The organism is Paraburkholderia sp. CHISQ3 (assembly GCF_030464945.1).
Classification (GTDB): Bacteria; Pseudomonadota; Gammaproteobacteria; order Burkholderiales; family Burkholderiaceae; genus Paraburkholderia; species Paraburkholderia megapolitana.
Genome location: NZ_JALPRG010000014.1, coordinates 1 through 21,000 on the forward strand (window position 1 = coordinate 1; position 21,000 = coordinate 21,000).

Genomic DNA, 21,000 nt, shown 5'->3' on the forward strand with positions numbered 1-21,000 from the left:
TGTACACGAGGCGGCTGAATACGCCGGGGCTGTTCCTCGGCTGGCTGGCGGGGATTGTGACCGGCACGGGGCTCGCGATTGTGCAGGGGCTCAAGCCGGTGTTTGCGCTGCATGTGGGTGAAGCCACTTACCCGCTGTATATCGGGTTGATCGCGCTGGTGCTGAATATTGTCGTGACGTTTGTGGTGTCGATGGTGACGCCGAAGCGCGCAGCCGCCGTTTAGGCATGCTGTGTCGACCGGGTCGGCTCGCGAGTATCGCGAGTATCGCGAGTATTGCGAGCCGACCCGGCGACGGTGTTTCTGCTAACCCGTATTGCGCAACCCCGCCGCAATCCCGTTGATCGTCAGATGAATCCCGCGCCGCAGCCGCGCGTTCGTATCGCCTGCACGATGCCGCTTGAGCAGTTCGACCTGCAAGTGATTCAACGGATCGAGATACGGGAACCGGTTCTTGATCGAACGGGCGAGCAGCGGGTTGTCCGCAAGACGTTCGCTCTTGCCGGTGATCTCCGACAACACCTTCGACGTCCGCTCCCACTCCGCGACGATCCGCTCGAACACATGCTTGCGCAGCTTCTTGTCGGTGACGAGATGCGCGTAGCGTGACGCGACCGCGAGGTCGGTCTTGGCGAGCACCATGTCCATGTTCGACAGCAGGTTCGCGAAGAACGGCCAGGTCTTGTGCATTTTCTTCAGCACGGCGAGACGGCGGCTGCGCTCGGCATCGCTAGGCGCGCTGTCGAGATGCGCGGCGACCGCGCTGCCGAAGCCGTACCAGCCGGTCAGCAGCAACCGGCATTGGCCCCACGAAAACCCCCACGGAATCGCGCGCAGATCTTCGATCTTGCGTTGCTTTGGATCTTGCAGCTTGCGCGACGCGGGCCGGCTGCCGATGTTCAGCTCGGCAATTTCCGCGATCGGCGTCGACGAGAAGAAGTAGTCGGTGAAGCCGGGCGTTTCATAGACGAGCGCGCGGTAAGCAGCCATCGCCGCATCGGACAGGCTTTGCATCGTTTCTTCGAACGCGGGCAACTGCGCAGGCGCATTGCCGTGCGGCAGCAGCGATGCTTCGAGCGTCGCGGCCACCACCGTTTCCAGATTGCGCCGGCCGATTTCGGGGTTGCCGAACTTGCTCGCTATCACTTCGCCTTGCTCGGTCAGACGGATCTGACCATCGACGGTGCCGGGCGGCTGCGACAGGATGGCCTGGTACGTCGGACCGCCGCCGCGCCCAACCGTGCCGCCGCGGCCGTGAAAGAGCCGCAGCGTAACGCCGCGCTGGTTGAACAGCGACACGAGTGCCAGTTCCGCGCGATACAGCTCCCAGTTCGACGTGAGGAAGCCGCCATCCTTGTTGCTGTCCGAGTAGCCGAGCATGACTTCCTGCTCGCCACCTTGATGTTCGATCAACGCGTCGACGCCGGGCAGCGCGATCAGGTCGCGCATGATGTGCGGTGCGTTGCGCAGATCGGGGATCGTCTCGAACAGCGGGATGACCATCAGGCCGGCCCGCGCCGGTTCGTGCGCATCGCCGAGGCGCCCTTGCAGCAGGCCGGTTTCCTTCTGCAACAACATCACTTCGACCAGATCGCTGACCGTTTCCGTGTGCGAGATGATGTAGTTGCGCACGGCGCGCGGACCGAACTTCTCGCGTGTGACGCGCGCGGCTTCGAGTACGCCCAGTTCGCTCTTCGCAAGATCGGAGTACTCGATATAGGCTGAGCGCAGCGGCCGCGGTTGCGCGAGTTCGGCGAGCAGTACGCGCAGTTTGTCGGCTTCGGTCAGGGCCGCATAGTCGGCCTCGACGCCCGCGCGCTTGAGCAGCTCGGCAACGACCGCTTCATGCACATCCGAGCTTTGCCGCAGATCGATGCTCGCCAGATGGAAGCCGAACACTTCGGCGGCACGCGCGAGCGGCGACAGGCGCGGTGTAGCAAGCGAGGCGCCGTGATGCTCGGCCAGCGAATCGACCAGCACCTGCAGGTCGCGCGCGAATTCCGACGCATCCTCGTACGGTTGCGCGCGTACCGGTTGCGTTCCGCGGCCGGCGCTGCGCACCGGTACCGCACCTTCGCCGAGCCGCACGCGCGCGCTTGCCGCGAGCCGCGTGTACATGCCGATCAGCGCACGACGATACGGCTCGTCGACGCGATGCGGCGACTGGTCCGGCGAGATCGCCGCCAGTTTCTTCAGATCGTCGCTGGCGCCGGTCAGCAGATGGGAGATCGACAGCTCGGCGCCGAGTTTGTGCACCTGTTCCAGATAGTGTTCGAAGATCACCGCGGCCTGGCGCGTGATCGCTTCTTCGAGCGTCGCGGCGGTGACATTCGGATTGCCGTCGCGATCGCCGCCGATCCAACTGCCCATCTGGAAGAACGGCGGCAGGCGCGCGGGCAGGCCGTGTTCGGCGAGCGCGGCTTCGATGTCCGCATACAGCGCGGGGATTTCTTCGAGGAACGTTGCGCGGTAGTACGACAGCGCGTTTTCGATTTCGTCGGCGACGGTCAGACGCGCATCGCGCAGCATCCGCGTTTGCCACAGCGACGTGACGCGGGCGCGCAGCAGCGATTCGTTGTGCGCGCGTTCGCGCACCGTGAGCGGCTGATCGCGCTCGGCGAGCAGCCGCGCGATGTCGTGCTGCGCATCGAGAATGCTCTTGCGTTGCACTTCGGTCGGGTGGGCAGTCAGCACCGGCACGATCAGCGCGTCGTTGAAGAACTGCTGCAGCACCGGGGTTGCCGCCGCGCCGGCTTCCGCCAGCCGCTCGAGCGCGTACGCGATGGTGCCCGCCTGCGATTGCGACCCGGCCAGCGCGTGGATGCGGTGGCGGCGGTTGCGGTGACGGTCTTCGGCGATGTTCGCCAGATGCGAGAAATAGCTGAACGCGCGCACGACGCTCACCGTCTGCTCGGGGCTCAGCGAGCGCAACTTCTTGTCGAGCGCCTGGGCGGCGGCACTATCGTCCTCGCGGCGAAAGCGTACCGCGGTCTGCCGGATCGTTTCGACGACGTCGAACACTTCGCTGCCTTCCTGCTCGCGCACGACGTCGCCGAGCAGGCGTCCCAGATAGCGGATGTCCTGGAAGAGCGGCTGGTCCTTGTCTTCGCGTGTGCGGCCGCTGGTTTTGGCGGCGGGCTTTGCATCGCTTGCCGGCGCGGTTTGCGCGATCCCGGCCGCGCCGTTCAGTGCCGCTTCGACGGCGATGGCTTGAGCGGCCTGAGCGGCTTGAGTCGCCGCCGCTTTCGATCGCTTGCCGGTCTTGGCCGGGCGAGTCGCTGCCGCGGCTTTGTTGGCCTTGCCGCTCTTGCCGCCTTTGTGCAGGCTGGCGTTCTTGCTGGTTTTGGCGGGGGCGGCCGCTTTTGCGCCCTTCGGCGCGCGGGCAGGAGCGGCGGCCGGAGCAGCCGCGGAAGCGTTGAGCGATGCAGTATTGCGGCGGGCAGGGCGCGCCGATCCGGAAGACGTCACGATGGGTTTCCTCGGGGAAGCCAGGGTCTAAAGAAGATGAACTGCTGTTACTTGACTGCTCGAACTGCGTGCCGGACTGCGCATGCGCTTCGGTGCCGAGGCCTGTCGGGCTACAGCATACGGCGCGAAAACTGCAGGGACTACCTCAAAACGCACGCGATTTGCGTGGGAACGACATAGATGACACTTGCGATCCGCCGCATTGCATCATCCTGCGCGCTAGCGGGCTGCGTACGAACGACCGTGCGCGAATGGTGAACTGCACAGGCTGGAGATACCGCGCCCCAATGCCCAGGAGCGTCTGCGTCTGCCTCCTGTCACCGACACCCGCCAGCACGGCCGCTGGAGCGGGCGGACGTGGCCGGAGCGCGTGCTAACATTGTTGGTCATTACATCCTGTCATTCGACTACCCAGGAATGAATTCCGAGACGCCTTCCGCGCCGCCCCCCCATACGCTGGTCATTGCCTCACGCGAGAGCCGCCTCGCGATGTGGCAAGCCGAACACGTGCAGTGTGCGCTGCACAAATTATATCCATCTTGCGACGTAAAAATCCTCGGAATCACGACACGTGGCGATCAGATTCTTGATCGCACGTTGTCGAAGGTTGGTGGTAAGGGGCTGTTCGTCAAGGAACTCGAGAACGCGCTGGCCGACGGCCGCGCGGATCTCGCGGTGCATTCGCTCAAGGATGTACCGATGGAACTGCCGCCGGGCTTTGCGCTGTCGACGGTGATGGAGCGCGAGGACCCGCGCGATGCGTTCGTGTCGAACGGCTACGATTCGCTTGCCGCGCTGCCGGCCGGCAGCGTGGTCGGCACGTCGAGCCTGCGCCGCGAAGCGATGGTGCGCACGCGCTACCCGCAGCTTGTCGTGAAGCCGCTGCGCGGCAATCTCGACACGCGGCTCGGCAAGCTGGATCGCGGCGATTACGCAGCGATCATTCTTGCCGCCGCCGGGCTGAAGCGGCTCGGCCTCGAGCAGCGCATCACCGCATGGCTCGATCCAGGGGACTGCCTGCCCGCGGCCGGACAAGGCGCGCTCGGCATCGAGATTCGCGCCGACCGCGCCGATCTCGCGGCGTGGCTTGCACCGCTGCATCACGAGCATACGTCGCTCGCCGTCGAGGCCGAACGGATGGTGTCGCGCGCGCTTGGCGGGAGTTGCGAGGTACCGCTCGCCGCGTATGCGATGTGGCACGACGGTGCTCTGCATCTGCGCGGCATCGTGGCGACGCCCGATGGGCAGCGCGTGCTGCACGCGCATGCGTCGTCGCCGGCGGCCACGGTTGCCGCGGCGCTTGAGCTGGGCAACGAGGTCGCGGGCCAGCTCGTGAACCAGGGTGCGCTCGATATCGTCCGTGCGCTTAGCATCGCGAGCGGCAAGCCGGCCGATACCTGATGACCGCCGACCGTGCTTCCGACCCAACCACAGGCGCCGCGCCCGATGCGGCGGCTAAGAAGGCTGCGTCGCCGTTCACCGTTGTCCTGACACGACCCAACGTATCGACCGGCGAGGGTGATACAGCGGCGGACCCGCTCGCGTCGCAACTCGCCGCGGCCGGCATCGCGACCTTCGACTTCCCGCTGATCGAGATCGCCGACGTGGTCGACGATGCGCCGCTGCGCGCCGCACTCGCATCGCTCGAACAATACGTGCTGGTCGTCTTCGTCTCGCCGAACGCCGTCGATCACGCGTTCGCCCGCTACAACGCGATCTGGCCGCATGCATTGCCGGTCGGCGTAGTCGGGCCGGGCAGTGTGGCGGCGCTGGCGCGCCACGGCGTCGCAGTACCGTCCTGCACCGTGATCTGCCCGGCTGCTTCCACCGATGAAGACAACGCGCGCTTCGACTCCGAAGCGCTGTACGCCTCGTTAGAAGTAGCGCTTGGCGAGCGTGCATTCGAAGGCCGGCGCGTGTTGATCGTGCGTGGCGACGGCGGCCGCGAATGGCTTGCCGACCGGCTGCGCGAAGCGGGCGCGACCGTCGACACGGTCGCCGCGTACCGGCGCCTCGTGCCGGAGCCGCCCATCGGCGCGTGGGCGCGCGTGCATGCGCTGCTCGCGGGTGACCCGCATACGTGGCTCGTCACGAGTTCGGAGGGCGTGCGCAACCTGATCGAACTGGCGCAGGAGCATCTGACCGCCGACGAACTCGTTCAACTGAAGCACGCTGCGCTCGTCGCACCCCACCCACGCATCGCGGAAACCGCGCGGGGACTTGGTTTTGATAGCATTACGGTGTCCGGCGCGGGTACCGACCGCATTGCGCGCACCCTGCTTGCCTCCGCAGCTTCCGTCGTTCAACCGGTAGCGGCTACTTCGACTACTCCGGCTCAATCACAGGCTCACTCATGGGCTCATTCACGCATGACTGATTCGAACGCTTCCACGAACGCCTCTCCCCAGCCGGCCGCAACCCCCCCGTTGCCGCCGAATCCCCCTTTCACGCCCTACGAAGCGCAGTCGCAGCGGCGCAGCATCAGCGGGCCGCTGCTGTGGTTTGTCGTCGTGGTGATCGCGTGTGCGGCGGGCGTCGGGGCGTTTGCGCTGAACCGCAAGGTGATCCGTCTCGACCAGCAACTGACGCAGCGTCAGCAGGCCAACGACGCGCAAACCAGCGAGCTGCGCGTGAAGACCGAGCAGGCGGTCGCGACCGTGCATCAGATGGATTCGCAGATCTCGCAGCTCGAAGGCAAGCTCGCCGACGCGCAGACTTCGCAGCAGGCGCTGCAGCAACAATATGCGGATCTCGCGCGCAACCGCGATGACTGGACGCTCGCCGAAGTCGGGCAGATGCTCTCCAGCGCGAGCGAGCAATTGCAGCTTACGGGCAACACGCAGCTCGCGCTGTTCGCGTTGCAGAGCGCCGACACGCGGCTTGCGGCCTCCGACGGCGCGCAGGTACTGCTGGTTCGCAAGGCGATCGCGCAGGACATCGACAAGCTGAAGTCTGCACCTTCAACCGATCTGACCGGTCTCGCGATCAAGCTCGACAACGCTATCGATCAGGTCGATACGCTGCCGCTGTCGGGCGAAGCGCCGATTGTGCACGCCACGCCGCATGCGCCGGTACCTGGGGACACCGCAAAGGTCGCGGCCGCCACTGGCGAGCCGCGCTGGAAAGTGTGGTGGAAGGAGTTTTCGGCGGGCGTCGGCGAACAGTTGACGAGCCTCGTGCAGGTGCGCCGGCTCGATCATGCCGACTCGATGCTCGTCGCGCCCGACCAGGGCTACTTCCTGCGCGAGAACCTGAAGCTGCGGTTGCTATCCGCGCGGCTTGCGCTGCTCTCGCGCAATCAGACGACGCTCAAGTCCGACCTGCATGCCGCCGATGCGGCGCTCGCGCGTTACTTCGATGCGTCGTCGAAGGCAACGCAGACAGTGCGCGGTCTCGTGAAGGAGGTCGACGATGGTTCGGCGGCTGTTCAGTTGCCGGATCTGAGCACGAGCTTGCAGGCCGTTCACCAATACCATAGCCGGGGTTAATCATGGCGCTCCGGGGACTCATCTGGCTGGCCTTCCTGTTCGCGATCGCGGTCGTGCTCGCGATCACCGGACGCTTCGACGCAGGGCAGGTGCTGCTCGTCTATCCGCCGTATCGGGTCGATATTTCGCTGAACCTGTTTATCGTCGGTTTGATCGTGCTGTTCATTCTCGTGTATGCGCTGCTGCGTATCGTGCGCAACATCTGGCGCATGCCGCAGCGCGTGGCGGCGTACCGGGCGAGATCGCGCGTTGCGAAGGCGCATGCGGCGCTGCGCGACGCGATCGGCAATCTGTATGCGGGCCGCTTCTCGCGGGCTGAGAAGTCCGCTCGCGACTCGCTGGCGAACGGCGACAACAAGGGCGCGGCCGGTCTGATCGCCGCCAACGCCGCGCACCGGATGCACGAGTACGCACGCCGTGACGAGTGGCTCGCGCAGATCGAAGGAGCCAACTGGCAGGACGCACGTCTGATGGCGACCGCCGACATGCGGGCCGATGCGCGCGATGCCGATGGTGCGCTCGCAGCGCTCACTGAGATGCAGTCGCAGGGCGGCCGACGTATTCACGCGCAGCAGATTGCGTTGCGCGCACAGCAGCAGTTGAAGAACTGGAGCGAGGTGCTGAAGCTCGTCAAGACGCTCGAAAAGCGCGAGGCGATTCATCCGGCGGTGGCCGTGCGTCTGCGGCAACTCGCGGCGGAAAACCTGTTGCGCGATCGCCGTCACAACGCCGATGCGCTGCTTGAGCTATGGCATTCGCTGACGCCGGTGGAGCGGCACTCGCCGCGTCTCGCCGATCTCGCGGCCGAACTGCTGATCGCACTGAACCGTCCGCAGGATGCGCGCAAGATCGTCGAAGAGGCGCTTGCGCAGAACTGGGATGCGCGTCTGCTGCGTCGCTATCCGGAGACCGCGGGTGGCGATGCGCTGCCGCTGATCCAGAAGGCCGAAGGGTGGAAGAACGATCGCCCCGACGATGCAGACTTGCTGTTCGCGCTTGGTCGTTTGTGTCTGCATCAGCAGCTTTGGGGCAAGGCGCAGTTGTTCCTCGAGGCCGCGTTGAAAATCGCGGACAACGAACCGCTGAAGATCCGCACGCATCGTGCGCTGGCACGTCTGCATGAACAGCTGGGCGATGCGGATAAGGCGAGCCAGCACTATCGCGAGAGTGCGCTGGCGATGAACGTGGTGTGATTTTTGGCGCTAGCCGGTTGTTGTGTCGAAAGCCCTTGCAGTTGCTGCAAGGGCTTTTTTCTTGCGCTTGTTACTTTTTATTTGTTCACGAGCCGCGCCGGCACGCTCACCGCCAGCAGACCACCCAGAATCATGAAAGCAGCGAGCATATACATGCCCGAATCGTTGGCGGCCGTCGCCTGCTTGAGCCAGCCCACTGCATACGGGCTCAGGAAGCCGGCCAGATTGCCGAGCGAGTTGATCATCGCGATGCCTGCCGCCGCACCGGTGCCGGCGAGGAACGACGTAGGCAAACTCCAGAACAGCGGCAGTGTGGTGAGAATGCCCATCGTCGCGAGCGTGAGCGCGGTCATTGCGAGTACGGTGTTGTGCGCCCAAGCCACCGACAGCACCAACCCGATCGCCCCCGCCAGCGCCGGCAATGCGACGTGCCAGCGCCGTTCGCGGGAACGGTCGGCGCTGCGCGCGACGAGCACCATCGCGACCACTGCGGCCGCGAACGGAATCGCCGACAGCAGACCGATCATGAATGCGTCGGTTACGCCGGTGGCCTTGATGATGGTCGGTAGCCAGAAGCTCACGCCGTACAGCCCCATCACGAACGAAAAATAGATCAGGCTCATCAGCCAGACGCGGGCGCTGGACAACACGGCGCCGATGGACAGATCGTGCTTTTCGGCATCTTCGGCAGCGATGTTGCGCTCGAGCAGCGCGCGCTCGTCGTCGGTGAGCCAGGTTGCTTTGGCGATCCGGTCGTCGAGGACGAAGAACACGAGCACGCCGACCAGGATCGACGGGATGCCTTCGAGCAGAAACAGCCACTGCCAGCCGTGCCAGCCGTTCATGCCGTTAAAGGTCTTCAGGATGTAGCCCGACAGTGGCCCGCCGATCACCCCCGACAGCGCGATCGCCGTCATGAACCACGTGGTCATGCGCCCGCGCCGGTTCGCCGGATACCAGTAGGTCAGATACAGGATGATGCCAGGGAAGAAGCCCGCTTCGGCAAGACCGAGCAGGAAACGCATCACGTAGAACATCGTCGGCGTGGTGACGAACATCGTCAGCATCGAGATCACGCCCCACGACGCCATGATCCGCGCGATCCACACGCGCGCGCCGACACGATGCAGGATCACATTGCTGGGAATCTCGAAGACGAAATAGCCGAGGAAGAAGATGCCCGCGCCGAGACCGTAGACCGCATCGGAGAGATTGAGGTCGGTGGTCATCTGCAGCTTGGCGAAGCCGACGTTCACGCGGTCGAGATAGGCGACGACGTAGCACAGCATCAGCAGCGGCACGAGCCGCTTCGAGACCTTCCGGTAGGTTGCCTCTTCGAAGCTGGAAGGCGGCGCCCCTGCGCCGGGATGGGGAAGCGGACTCGCTGGTCTGGACATCGTTGCCTCCTTATTGTTTACATATTGAAAGCCTTGGTGCCGTTCGCGATTCTAGTCGCGCCTGGCGCGTGCCGGCGCGTTATTTGACCGAGGGGAAACACCGAGCACAGCTGCGACGCGACGCACGAGATGGTCCGCTCGTACATCGCGCAGCCGCGTCAGACGCAGCGTCCACCATCCACTTCGAGACACACGCCGGTGATGAATTCCGCTTCGTCGGACGCCAGATACAGACAGGCGTTCGCGATGTCCTGCGGCGTCGAGAAGCGGCCCAGCGGAATGCCGGCGAGAAAACGCTTGCGGTTCTCCGGCGTGTCTTCGACGCCCATGAACTCGGACGTGAGCGCGGTCTCGCCGATCACCGGGTTCACGCAGTTCACGCGAATCCGGTCGGGGCCGAGTTCGACGGCGAGCGTCTTGCTCGCGATGATGACCGCGCCCTTGCTGCCGTTGTACCAGACGAGTCCGGGCCGCGGCCGCACGCCGGCGGTGGAGGCAATGTTCACGAACACGCCGCCGCCCTGCTCGCGAAAGTACGGCACGAACGTCTGCACGCTCCAGTAGATGCTTTTCAGGTTCACTGCCAGGACGCGATCGAATTCGCTTTCGCTGATGTCGAGCACAGGCTTGTTGCGATGCGTGGTGCCCGCGTTGTTGACGACGATCTGTACACTGCCGAAGTCTTCGAGTGCGGCGTCGCGCAGGTGCTGCCAGTCGGCGGCGCGCGTGACGTCGCCGGTTACCGCGATGGCCTTGCCGCCCGCGAGCGCGATTTCGCTTGCTACGCGCTCTGCCGCCGCACCGTTCAGATCATTGACGACGACGTTCGCGCCTTCGCGCGCATAGGTTTTGGCGATGCCTTCGCCGAAGCCCGAACCGCCACCTGTCACGAGCGCCGTTTTACCTTTCAACCGCATGGGTGTCTCCTGTTTTGTGATGATGTCGCTGCGTCGCTGTACTGTGGCCAGCCGCGCTAGCCGTGGCGGATTGCGATCGTCTTCAAAGTCGTGAAGCCGTATAGCGCTTCGAAGCCTTTCTCGCGCCCGTGACCGGAGTGGCCCACGCCGCCAAACGGCAGTTCGACGCCGCCGCCCGCGCCATAGTTGTTGATAAACACCTGGCCGGAACGCACGCGCCGCGCCACACGAAGCTGCCGTGCGCCGTCGCGCGTCCAGATGCCGGCAACGAGCCCGTACAGCGTGCCGTTGGCGAGCGCGAGCGCTTCGGCTTCGTCGGTGAAGGGAAGGGCCGCGAGCACCGGGCCGAACACTTCCTCGCGAGCGAGACGGTGCGTGGGCGGGACATCGCGCAGCAGCGTCGGCGCCTGGTAGAAGCCGCTTTCCGGCGCCTCGGCTACCACCTCACCATGAGCCGCCATCGGGATGCCGTCGTGCTGCGCATCGGACAGGAAGTCCCAGACACGCTGCTGCTGTTTCGCGTTGATCAACGGTCCGCAATCGAGATCGGCCTGCGACGGTCCGACACGCAGCGCCTGGAACGCCGTGGCGAGCCGGTCGAGCAGCGGCTCGTAGATGCTGCGTTCGATCAGCACGCGGCTGCCCGCCGAGCAGGTTTGCCCCGCGTTCTGCACGATCGCGGCGACGAGCACGGGTAGTGCGGCGTCGAGGTCGGCGTCGGCAAAGACGATCTGCGGCGACTTGCCGCCGAGTTCGAGCGTCACGTGTACGTGGTTCTCCGCGGCCATCTGCGTGACGAGTTTGCCGGTTTCGGGCGAGCCGGTGAACGAGATGTGATCGATGCCGGGATGGCGCGCGAGGGCCGCGCCCGCTTCGTGACCGAAGCCGGTGACGATGTTCAGCGCGCCGGCCGGTAAACCGGCTTCAGCGGCGAGTTCCGCGACGCGCAGCACGGACAGGCAAGCGTCTTCGGCGGGCTTCACGACGCATGCGTTGCCCGCGGCGAGCGCCGCGCCGGCGCTGCGGCCGAAGATCTGCATCGGGTAGTTCCACGGCACGATATGACCGGTGACGCCGTGCGGCTCGCGCAGCGTCAGCACCGTGTAACCGGCCTGATAGGGGAGGGTTTCGCCGTGCAGTTTGTCGGCGGCGCCGGCGTAGAACTCGAAGTAGCGCGCAAGCGCAGCGGCGTCGGCGCGGGCTTGCCGTAGCGGCTTGCCGGTGTCGCGTGCTTCGAGTTGCGCGAGTTCCTCGTGGCGGGCGGCGACGAGCAGCGACAGCCGCTGCAGCACGCGCCCGCGCTCGGCGGCGCTGGCCGCTCCCCAGGGGCCTTCGAATGCGCGCCGGGCGGCCTGCACCGCGGCGTCGATGTCGGCCGTATTGCCGCGCGCGAGACGCGCAAACGTCTGGCCGTCCGATGGATCGAGCACCGGCAGCGTCTCGCCGCCTGCGGGCGACACCCATTCGTTGCCGATGAAGTGCTTTGCTTCTTCCATGCGTGCTCCTTGCTGAAAGGCGGGCCACGGCCATTATCGCGCCGTTCGTCCGGCGGATGCCATCGGCCGATTGGCTATAATGGCGCATTCCATTGTTCCCGGCCGCGCAGCAGCACCCCTGTTCGCCGCGTCGCGTGCCTTCCTCCGAATTCCACCCTGATCTGAGAGCGCTCATGAGCTTTAGTCACGTCCCCGCAGGCAAAGACCTGCCGCAAGATTTCAACGTCATCATCGAGATTCCGGCGCAAAGCGACCCGGTGAAGTACGAGGCCGACAAGGACCTGGGCCTGCTGGTGGTCGACCGCTTCATCAGCACCGGCATGCGCTACCCGGCGAACTACGGCTTCATTCCGCAAACGCTGTCCGGCGACGGCGACCCCGTCGACGTGCTGGTGATCACGCCGTTCCCGCTGCTGGCGGGCTCCGTGGTGCGCGCCCGCGCGCTCGGTATGCTGCAGATGACCGACGAATCCGGCGTCGATGCGAAGCTGGTTGCCGTGCCGCACGACAAGGTCTGCCCGATGACGGCCAGCCTGAAGTCGCTCGACGACGTACCGCAGTACCTGAAAGACCAGATCAAGCATTTCTTCGAGCAGTACAAGGCGCTCGAGAAGGGCAAGTGGGTGAAGGTCGAGGGCTGGGCGGACATCGAGGCCGCGCACAAGGAAATCACCGAAGGCGTTGCGAACTACAAGAAGTAATGCAGGTTGCAGGAAGCCGCTGTTGCCCGGTTTGAGCGGGCGACGGCGGCGACCGGCAAGCAGGCAATCGGGAAGGAGGCAGGCCGTCCGGCTTGCCTCTTTGTATTTGCGGGGTCGATTCACTACGCGGCCTGCCCAAAGCAGACCCGCCGCGATTGCAGTTAGACTAATCGCCATGAACAGGTGCCGTTACTGCGAAAAGATTCGTGACGAATGGGATTGCCACGGGCAGGAGTGCCGGCGGGCGATCGCCAAGGCCGTGCGCAGGCAGCAGGCGGGCCTGCCGATGGTGCCGAACATCATCCGTAACGAGATCCCACCCGGCGCATCGACTCGTGAGGTCATCACCGTTTTGTCGCGTCAGCGTTTGCGTGCTCGCCGGGGCAACGAAGAACGCCGGGACCGCAAGGAAGTCGAGGGCGGCGACGGAGATTGACGCGAAGTTTCGCAGTGCGACATCTTGATCACTTTTTTACTTGCGGTTTCGTGCATCCGCCGAATACAATCCGCCCGTCTCATTCTAAGGAGTCCCTCGTGGACGAGTGTTCCAGTAGTGGAAGTCCGATGCCGGCCTGTGCCGGCGCAACATCCGCGAGCTAGCGACCGCAGGTACACTCCTTCGCCGCTAACTCGCCCCTGGTCGGGTTAGCGCGCTTCATCACTGACTGGCTTACGCCGGTCTGTCCGTAGCACGCTCTCTCTGTTCGACTGCCTGTCGCAAGGTCTCTTGCGAGGTGCCGTCACGTCTTCACACGTCGCCCGTTTTATCGGGCTGGACGGGAGTGAGCTTATGTTCGTCAAATCGTTTGTTGTGCCGTTTTGCATGGTGCGTCGGGTGTGTCGCGTCGCGCCGGTTCGTCCTTCCTTCACACCGGCGGCTTGCATCATTCTCGCCGCCACGCTCGTGGCGATCGCTCTGGTCGCAATGCTGTCGGCTTCCCAGGTCGGCAGTGAACTCAGTCGCGCAATGCGGTTGAGCTGGTGGTTCTCCTGAGGGTTCTCCTGAGGGTTCTCCTGAGCAGGGCGGCGCTACCGCCTTGCTGCTCCGTTGTAGCTGCCGCATCTCGCACGTCGCATCCGTCGACGAAACGCTCTTCGTGTCATACAACCTTGTCGCGACTTCTCATGAAGAAAAAACTCAAGACCACACTGCTGCAGTCCGGTGTTCCCGCTGGCCTGACTGTCCTGCTGTCGATCGGTATCGCGCCGTCGGCATTCGCGCAGACCGCATCGTCTGCTGTGCCTGGGCAGGCCGACAATTCGTCGTCCATGCAGCCTGCTGCCACTGCTGCCAGCACAGACACATCCGCAGCCGCATCGACTCCAGCCACGACCGGATTCTGGGACCGCTCGAACCTGTTCGGCGACATGGGCGGGCTACGACCGTGGCTCGGCAACTACGGCGTGACGTTCAGCCTGCAGGAAACCAGCGAGTATCTGAACAACCTGTCCGGCGGCGTCAGGCGCGGTGGTGCTTATGACGGACTGACGCAGTTCAGCGTCGTCGTCGACACGGCGAAAGCAATTGGGTTGCCGGGCGGGACCTTCAACGTATCCGGTCTGCAGATACACGGCACCAACCTGACCCAGCGCAATCTGCTGACGCTACAGAGCGCGAGCGGCATCGAAGCCAACGATACGACGCGCCTGTGGGAGCTGTGGTACCAGCAGTCGCTGCTCGCGGGCAAGGTCGACGTCAAGGTTGGTCAGCAGAGTCTCGACCAGGAATTCATGGTGAGCCAGTACGCGAACACCTTCATGAATGCGACCTTCGGCTGGCCCGTACTGCCGTCGGTCGATCTGCCCGCAGGTGGCCCGGCTTATCCGCTTTCTGCGCTCGGCGCGCGCGTGCGCGTGAAGCCGTCCGATTCGTGGACCGTGCTGGCCGGTGTCTTCGACGGCAATCCCGCGGGCAGCGATGTGGGCGATCCGCAGCGGCAGAACAGCCACGGCACCAACTTCAATCTGCACAACGGAGCACTTTTCATCGGCGAGATCCAGTACGCGCTTAACGCGGCGCCCGCGAATGCATCGGACCCGCAGCCGACAGGATTGCCGGGTACCTACAAGCTGGGCTTCTGGTACAACACGCAGCGCTTTGCGGACCAGCGCTTCGACAACACCGGTCTATCGCTTGCGAATCCCGACAGCACGGGCATGGCGCGTAGTCATCGCGGCGACTACAGCTTCTACGCAGTCGCCGATCAGATGGTGTGGCGTCCGTCGGCCGACAGCCCGCGATCGGTTGGTGTGTTCGCGCGCATCATGGGCGCGCCGGGGGATCGCAATCCCGTCGATTTCGGCGTGAATGCGGGCGTGACGCTGAAGGCACCGTTCAATGGACGCGACAACGACGTCGCGGGACTCGCCATCGGTTATGCGCAGATCGGCTCGCATGCACGCGATCTCGCAAGCGATACCGCCGCACTCGCTACACCGGGTTATCCGTCGCGTAGTGCCGAAACGGTGATCGAGGCGACGTACCTGTATCAGGTCACGCCGTGGTGGCAGCTACAGGCCGATTTCCAGTACGCATTCCGGCCAGCCGGCGGTGTTCCGAACCCGGACAATCCGGCGCAACGCGTCGGCAACGAAGCCGTGGTGGGCTTGCGGACCAACATCGTTTTCTGAGCGGAAGGTGCGCGTGAAGCACTCGCGCGCACCAGCCCACTCAGATGTTGATCTGACCACCCAGTTCAACCACGCGATTGGCCGGCAAGCTGTAGTACTCGGCTGCCTGTGCCGCATTGCGGCCGAGAAACGCGAACAGCTTCTCGCGCCAGAGCGGCATCGCCTTGCTTGCTCCGGTCGCGAGAATCGTGTCGCGTGCGAGGAAGAACGACGTATCGGCGGGCTCGTACTGCCAGTTCGGCATCTGCGTTTTCGCGAGTTCGAGTATCGCGGGGACGTTGGGAATTTCCATGAAACCGTGGCGCACCACGAGCGAATAGCAACCGTGCCCAAGGTCTTCCACGACGACTTTGCGGTCGTTCGGAACATGTGGCACGTTGTCGGTCGTGCCGGCGAGAAAGATGTTGGTCTGATGCATCACGCCGTTGTGCTTCAGGTTGTGCAGGAACGCAGTCGGCGCCATACCCGCGACGCCTCCCGGAAACACGGCAGTACCGTTGACGCGCGGCGGCGCGTGGCTGCTGTCGCATAGCGAGCGAATCAACCCGGGGAGCGGCAGATTATCGCTCTTCATTTTCTCGACGAGCGTTTCGCGACCCTTGTACCAGGTGGTCATGACGGTAAACAGCAGACCGCCCGCGAGCAGCGGGAACCACCCGCCATCGAGCACCTTGCCGATATTGCTCGAGACGAACACCGCATCGACGAGCGCGAGCGGACCGACGACCGCGATCGATGCGAGCGGCTTCCAGTGCCACAGGTTATGCGTGATGAAGTACATCAGCAGCGTGGTGAGCAGCATCGTCGAGGCGACGGCAATACCGTAGGCCGCGGCCAGATTGTCGGAGGACTTGAAGAACACGACGAGAAACACGACCGCCGCATACAGCGTGATATTGATGAACGGCACATACACCTGGCCGATCTCGTGCGTCGACGTATGGACGACGGGAATACGCGGCAGGAAGCCGAGCTGGACCGCCTGCTTGGTCATCGAGAACGCGCCGGAAATCACCGCTTGCGACGCGATGATGGTGGCGGCCGTCGCCAGCAGTACGAGCGGAATCAGCGCCCAGCCCGGCGCCGATTGAAAGAACGGCTGCGCGACCGCCGCCGGTCTCTCGAGCACGAGCGCGGCCTGGCCGAAGTAGTTGAGGATCAGGCTCGGCAGGACGAGAAAGATCCAGGCCGCGCGGATAGGGCGCTTGCCGAAGTGGCCCATATCGGCATAGAGCGCTTCGCCGCCGGTCAGCGCGAGAAACACCGAGCCGAGCACGACGAACGCGGTGCCCGGCGCATGCGAGACAAAGGTCAACGCATAGAGCGGCGACACCGCGCGCACGATGCTCACGTGCGTGACGATATGCAGGATACCGAGCGCGGCCAGCGTCAGGAACCACACCACCATCACCGGCCCGAACACCTTGCCGACCGCACCTGTACCGCGTTTCTGGATCTTGAACAGCCCGGTCAGGATGACCAGTGAGATCGGTACGATCCACGCGGTGAGATTGGGATCGACGAGCGTCACGCCTTCGACGGCGGAGATCACCGAAATGGCCGGCGTGATCATCGAGTCGCCGTAGAACATGGCCGCACCGAATACGCCCAGGGTCAGCAGCAGGTGGCGCAGCCGTTGCGGCGCGACACCGGATGCGAGCGCGGTGAGCGCGAGGATGCCGCCTTCGCCCTCGTTGTCCGCGCGCATCACGAAGCTGACATATTTCAGCGTGACGACAATGATGATCGACCAGAGAATCAGCGACACGATGCCGAACACATTGGTCTGGCTAATGCCGCCCGCTGCCTTCAGGCACTCGCGCAACGTGTAGAGCGGGCTCGTGCCGATATCGCCGAAGACCACGCCGATCGCACCCAGTACGAGACCGGGTGCGGCTTGGGTGGCGGGCGTTGCGGCACGGATCGAGGAAGAGGACATAGGGCGTCGGAGGTCGAAGGTAGACGGGGGCGCCACATGAAGCGGCCTGTCGAGGCTCGAAAGCCGGTGCTATTTCAGATGCCAGATGCCCCACAGGGCGATGAGCAAGGCCAGTGCCAAACCGCCACCCAGCAGGATGTATGTTTCCATGCGAATCTGAACCTGTCGTGAATGCGCAGGCGTGCGCAGCTTATGGTGCCGCTTCGCCGCGCGAAGAATACCGCGTCGGCCACATGCTACCCGCGCTTCCTTTCAGAACCGTAGCAACCGGTTCCGCGACCCATCACGTCGTCTTGCCGGCGCGCAACTTGAATCCCGGCAGCGTGCGCGCGTCGGGGCTCCATGCAAGATGGACGCCTTGCTCGACGGCTGCGTTGAACTGGAATTCGTTCGTCCACATCGGAATGCGCGTCCGGTAGAACGCTGCCCACTGGAACTCCGCGAACGGCGCCGGCGTCTTGATGTAGCCGCCGGCGTCGCGCACGAAGGCGGCCAGGCTGCGATACGGGTCGTCGGTGAGATCCACCACCTTGTCGGGAATCGCCGACAGCGCGCGCAGGATGCCGCGCTCGTCGTACGGATGTACCCAGCTTCGTTCGATGAGCGTGTCCCAGAAGCGGTCGGTGGACAGCGACGACAGGTCCTTCACGACTGCCGCGTAGACCTCCGTGATGCCCGCATCCCATAGCGCACGCGCCAGGTGATGATGATCGATCACGTAGTGCAGGTCGCGCTTGCCGATCACAGTCGGAATCGGTGCGCTGCGCATGAATGCCTGCAGTTTCCTTGCATCCATCGCGGCGAGGCGTTTGTGCTTTGCGTTGACTTCGAGCATGCCGACTGTCGCCTGCAACGGCCGCAACTGGTCGATGTGAATGGTGAGTTTTTTTGCCATGGGTCAGTGCCTCCCTCGCTACGTTGTCGTTGTGCCCGGGCCGCACCGCCGGTGCCCGAGGTGTTTTTAGTGTAGCCGACGGATGTCGATCCATCGAAGGGAAAAGCGTTGGAGGCGCGAACCTTTCAAATGGGCAATACCGATTCGAGCGTACGTGTACCCGCAGCGAGCGCGCGTTTTTCCGTGGCGGTGAGTTGCTTGACCCGGTACTCGGCGCGCAATGCGCTCGAGCGGTCGGCGAGGGCGAACGAGGCGAGTACGCGCAGCGGTTTGCGCGAGCGCGTATAGCGCGCGCCGGTACCGTTGACGTGTTTGTCGAAACGCGCGTCGACATCGGTGGCGATGCCGGTATAGATGCTGCCGTCCGCGCATTCGATCAGGTACAGGAACCACGGCATGGAGCGAAGGGATCGGTTGCGTTGCGCAGGAGTGTCGCACAAAAAAGCGGCCCGGCATGTTGCGCCATCGATAACGATCGCGTCATGCCGGGCCGCTGCATCACGTCACTTCACGTCACATCACACCGGCGACGGGTTGCGTTCTTCGAAACCGCGTTGATGCCAGTACGGATACGGCAGCGCCAGACTGCTTGCCTTGTCGAGTTGCGCGATCTGTTCAGCGGTGAGCGACCAGCCGAGGCTGCCGAGGTTTTCGCGGAACTGCGCTTCATCGCGCGCACCGACGATCACGTTCGCCACAGTCGGTCGTTGCAGCAGCCAGTTCAGTGCGATTTGCGGAATGCTCTTGCCGGTTTCTTTCGCAACGGCGTCGAGTGTATCGACGACGCGATAGACGTATTCGTCGTCGACCGGCGGTCCGAAGTCTGCCGTTTTGTGCAGACGGCTTGTCGCCGGCAGCGGGCTGCCGCGCCGGATCTTGCCGGTCAGCCGTCCCCAGCCGAGCGGGCTCCAGACGATCGTCGACACGCCTTGATCGAGGCCGAGCGGCATCAACTCATGTTCGAAGTCGCGGCCGATCAGCGAGTAGTACGCCTGGTTCGCCGAGTGACGCACGAGCCCTTCGCGATCCGATGCGCTGAGCGACTTCATCAAATGCCAGCCCGAAAAATTCGAGCAACCAACGACGCGGATCTTGCCCGCGCGCACGAAGTCGTCGAGCGTACGCAGCGTTTCTTCGACGCTCGTCAGCGCATCGAAGCCGTGCAACTGATACACATCGATGTAGTCGGTGCCGAGCCGCTTCAGGCTATTGTTGATCGACTCGGTGAGATGGTGGCGGGTCGAGCCGACGTCGTTCGGGCCGTCGCCGAGCCGGAACGTACCTTTGGTCGAGATGATGACCTGCGAACGGCGTCCGGCGATCGCCTTGCCCAGAATGGTTTCGGCGAGACCGTCGGAGTAGATGTCCGCGCTGTCGAACATCGACACGCCTGCGTCGAGCGCGATATCGACGAGCTTGCGCGCGCCGTCGGCATCGGTTGAGCCCCACGCCTTGAAAAAATCGTTGCCACCGCCGAAGGTGCCGGTGCCGAGACTCAGTACCGGAACCTTGAAGCCGCTTTGTCCAAGCAGGCGATATTCCATGTTGACTCCTTCGAACAGAAAGTGAGGTTGCCTACGCCACGTTGCGTTGCATGGTCCCGTGGCATCAGGTTCTAAACGGATTGTGTTCGCGCAGTTCGTCGACGTACGCATGAATGTTCGTCGTCTCGCTGTCGAGAAACCGCGCCACCGCATCCGCGAAGGCCGGATGCGCAAGCCAGTGCGCGGAGTGCGTAACGGTGGGCAGAAAACCGCGCGCCATCTTGTGCTCGCCTTGCGCGCCGCCTTCGAACGTTGAAAGTTTTTCCTCGATGCAGAATTCGAGCGGCTGGTAGTACGCGGTCTCGAAGTGCAAGCACGGCACGTGTTCGAGTGCGCCCCAGTAGCGGCCATACAACGTGCCGCCGGTCGCGCTGTTGGTCACGTCATCGCGTTGATAGACGACCAGCGAACTCGCGATCGGTTTGCCTTCGAATTCGGCGAGCACGAGCATCAGGTTCTCGGGCATCGTCGCACCGATCGTGCGGAAGAAGTTCAGATTCAGATACGGGCTCGAAAAGTGCTCGCTGTACGTCTGCCGATAGCACTTGCTAAAAAAACGCCAGTCCTCGTCGGTGATGTCTTCGCCGCGCACGCGCCGCATCGCGACGCCCGCTTCGTGCACCTTGCGTCGCTCGGCGCGAATGTTCTTGCGCTTCTTCTGTTCGAGCGTCGAGAGGAACTCGTCGAAGTCGCGATAGCCGTCATTGAGCCAGTGAAACTGCACGCCTTCGCGGCGCATCATGCCGAGCTCGGCGAGCACGTTAGCTTCGTCGGCGGTTGGGAACAGCACGTGCAGCGACGACACGTCCGCCTGTTCCGCGAACGCAAGCAGTGTCGCAGCGAGGTGACGGCGCGCGTGTTCGTCGGTGGCGAGCAGACGCGTGCCTTGAACCGGCGTGAACGGCACGCCGCACAGCAGCTTCGGGTAGTACTCGATGCCGTTGCGTTTGTACGCATCGGCCCACGCCCAGTCGAACACATACTCGCCGTACGAATGCCCTTTCGCGTAGACCGGCGCGGCCGCTGCGAGCTTGCCGGTGCGCGGGTCGGTCAGCGTGACGAACTGCGGCGCCCAGCCGGTCTCGGCCACCGCGCATTGCGTCGCGTGCAGCGCGCTCAGGAATTCGTGGCGCAAAAACGGCGTGGGTTGAGCCTGCCGGGCGAGGAGGGCGTTCCACTCGGCTGCGTCGATCTCCGACGGCGATGCCAGAATGCCCGTGCGATAATCAAAACGTTCCTGATTCAATCTGTGTGATTGTTCCGGTCTGCCCGGCGCATCGCAGTTGGCGGCGCGCCGTTCGTTGTTCTGGTGTTTGATCCGTTTCTGTCCAT

At 64.1% G+C, this 21,000-nt stretch carries 16 protein-coding genes and 1 pseudogene; 8 read left to right on the forward strand and 9 right to left on the reverse strand.

What is annotated here, in order from left to right:
• Positions 1-224: pseudogene (locus tag M0D65_RS27940) on the forward strand (sodium:solute symporter); the annotation flags it as partial.
• An 81-nt stretch (positions 225-305) separates the two neighbouring features.
• Here M0D65_RS27940 and ppc read toward each other — a convergent pair.
• Positions 306-3,467, reverse strand: a complete 3,162-nt coding sequence (gene ppc / locus M0D65_RS27945; RefSeq protein ID WP_266255460.1) for a phosphoenolpyruvate carboxylase — start codon at positions 3,465-3,467, stop codon at positions 306-308.
• 417 nt (positions 3,468-3,884) lie between these two features.
• On the opposite strand from ppc, the gene hemC reads away from it, so the two are divergent.
• Genes hemC through M0D65_RS27960 form a run of 3 tightly spaced genes read left to right on the forward strand, consistent with a single transcriptional unit; the run spans position 3,885 to position 8,148 of the window.
• Positions 3,885-4,868: a hydroxymethylbilane synthase gene (hemC, locus tag M0D65_RS27950; RefSeq protein WP_266255461.1), complete on the forward strand. Its 984-nt coding sequence runs from the start codon at positions 3,885-3,887 to the stop codon at positions 4,866-4,868.
• Positions 4,868-6,955, forward strand: coding sequence for a fused uroporphyrinogen-III synthase HemD/membrane protein HemX (hemDX, locus tag M0D65_RS27955; protein WP_266255462.1), 2,088 nt, complete (start codon positions 4,868-4,870; stop codon positions 6,953-6,955). The genes hemC and hemDX overlap by 1 nt, the downstream gene beginning before the upstream one ends.
• Positions 6,956-6,957: 2 nt before the next feature.
• Positions 6,958-8,148: a heme biosynthesis protein HemY gene (locus M0D65_RS27960; RefSeq protein ID WP_266255463.1), complete on the forward strand. Its 1,191-nt coding sequence runs from the start codon at positions 6,958-6,960 to the stop codon at positions 8,146-8,148.
• A gap of 77 nt (positions 8,149-8,225) precedes the next feature.
• Here M0D65_RS27960 and M0D65_RS27965 read toward each other — a convergent pair whose 3' ends face one another.
• The 3 genes from M0D65_RS27965 to M0D65_RS27975 form a co-directional block, all read right to left on the reverse strand.
• Complete coding sequence (locus M0D65_RS27965) at positions 8,226-9,545, reverse strand: MFS transporter (RefSeq protein ID WP_266255464.1); 1,320 nt, start codon at positions 9,543-9,545, stop codon at positions 8,226-8,228.
• Positions 9,546-9,703: 158 nt separating this feature from the next.
• Positions 9,704-10,462: an SDR family oxidoreductase gene (locus tag M0D65_RS27970; protein ID WP_266255465.1), complete on the reverse strand. Its 759-nt coding sequence runs from the start codon at positions 10,460-10,462 to the stop codon at positions 9,704-9,706.
• Between the two features lie 56 nt (positions 10,463-10,518).
• Entirely contained in the window at positions 10,519-11,958 is a 1,440-nt protein-coding gene (locus tag M0D65_RS27975) for an aldehyde dehydrogenase family protein (protein ID WP_266255466.1), read from the reverse strand.
• 173 nt (positions 11,959-12,131) lie between these two features.
• On the opposite strand from M0D65_RS27975, the gene ppa reads away from it, so the two are divergent.
• The 4 genes from ppa (at position 12,132) to M0D65_RS27995 (ending at position 15,290) form a co-directional block, all read left to right on the forward strand.
• Positions 12,132-12,659, forward strand: a complete 528-nt coding sequence (ppa, locus tag M0D65_RS27980; protein ID WP_266255468.1) for an inorganic diphosphatase — start codon at positions 12,132-12,134, stop codon at positions 12,657-12,659.
• 175 nt (positions 12,660-12,834) lie between these two features.
• Positions 12,835-13,095 (forward strand): hypothetical protein, encoded by a 261-nt coding sequence (locus M0D65_RS27985; RefSeq protein WP_091018662.1) that lies wholly within the window; start codon positions 12,835-12,837, stop codon positions 13,093-13,095.
• Positions 13,096-13,449: 354 nt separating this feature from the next.
• On the forward strand, positions 13,450-13,653 hold the full coding sequence (locus M0D65_RS27990) for a hypothetical protein (protein ID WP_266255470.1): 204 nt from the start codon (positions 13,450-13,452) through the stop codon (positions 13,651-13,653).
• A 131-nt stretch (positions 13,654-13,784) separates the two neighbouring features.
• Positions 13,785-15,290 carry a carbohydrate porin gene (locus tag M0D65_RS27995; protein ID WP_266255471.1) on the forward strand — a complete coding sequence of 502 codons (1,506 nt, stop codon included), beginning with the start codon at positions 13,785-13,787 and terminating at the stop codon, positions 15,288-15,290.
• Positions 15,291-15,330: 40 nt separating this feature from the next.
• On the opposite strand, the gene M0D65_RS28000 is transcribed toward M0D65_RS27995, so the two are convergent.
• The 5 genes from M0D65_RS28000 to M0D65_RS28020 all read right to left on the reverse strand — a co-directional run bounded on the left by M0D65_RS28000 (position 15,331) and on the right by M0D65_RS28020 (position 20,914).
• The gene (locus tag M0D65_RS28000; protein WP_266255472.1) at positions 15,331-17,229 is read right to left on the reverse strand and encodes a potassium transporter Kup; all 1,899 of its coding nucleotides are present in this window, start codon (positions 17,227-17,229) and stop codon (positions 15,331-15,333) included.
• 283 nt (positions 17,230-17,512) lie between these two features.
• The gene (locus M0D65_RS28005) at positions 17,513-18,124 is read right to left on the reverse strand and encodes a ParB/Srx family N-terminal domain-containing protein (RefSeq protein WP_266255473.1); all 612 of its coding nucleotides are present in this window, start codon (positions 18,122-18,124) and stop codon (positions 17,513-17,515) included.
• A gap of 125 nt (positions 18,125-18,249) precedes the next feature.
• Positions 18,250-18,522 carry a GIY-YIG nuclease family protein gene (locus M0D65_RS28010; protein ID WP_266255474.1) on the reverse strand — a complete coding sequence of 91 codons (273 nt, stop codon included), beginning with the start codon at positions 18,520-18,522 and terminating at the stop codon, positions 18,250-18,252.
• A gap of 120 nt (positions 18,523-18,642) precedes the next feature.
• Positions 18,643-19,668: an aldo/keto reductase gene (locus tag M0D65_RS28015; protein WP_266255475.1), complete on the reverse strand. Its 1,026-nt coding sequence runs from the start codon at positions 19,666-19,668 to the stop codon at positions 18,643-18,645.
• Between the two features lie 64 nt (positions 19,669-19,732).
• On the reverse strand, positions 19,733-20,914 hold the full coding sequence (locus M0D65_RS28020) for a GNAT family N-acetyltransferase (RefSeq protein WP_266255476.1): 1,182 nt from the start codon (positions 20,912-20,914) through the stop codon (positions 19,733-19,735).
• Between the last annotated feature and the right edge of the window lie 86 nt (positions 20,915-21,000).